The organism is Pseudomonas sp. 2822-17, from assembly GCF_002742485.1.
Lineage (GTDB): Bacteria > Pseudomonadota > Gammaproteobacteria > Pseudomonadales > Pseudomonadaceae > Aquipseudomonas > Aquipseudomonas cyclaminis.
On the sequence record NZ_LJRZ01000586.1, the window covers coordinates 1 to 364 of the forward strand.

Genomic DNA, 364 nt, shown 5'->3' on the forward strand with positions numbered 1-364 from the left:
GGCAAATATAGATGCACAGTACCTATAGGGTAGAGGGAGGGAGGAATCGTTAATATGTTTCGAACATTAAAAAATGATATTGATGTGGTATTAGATCAGGACCCAGCTGCGCGAACAAGAATAGAAGTGGTAATTAATTATTCAGGACTCCATGCTATTTGGTTTCACCGTTTTTCACATTGGTTATGGAAAAAAAGATTGTACTTTATTGCACGCTTTTTCTCTCAAGTAGGAAGGTTTTTTACGGGGATAGAGATACACCCAGGTGCAAAAATTGGGCAGAGGCTTTTCATTGATCATGGAATGGGTGTAGTAATTGGGGAAACTTGCGAAATTGGGGATAATGTAACAATATACCAAGGAG

General features: G+C 38.7%; 1 protein-coding gene. It reads left to right on the forward strand.

Translation table 11 applies throughout. From position 1 onward, the window contains the following. Positions 1-54 precede the first annotated feature (54 nt). The coding region (locus AOA60_RS34825; protein WP_368731591.1) for a serine O-acetyltransferase at positions 55-364 on the forward strand (310 nt) is incomplete at its 3' end.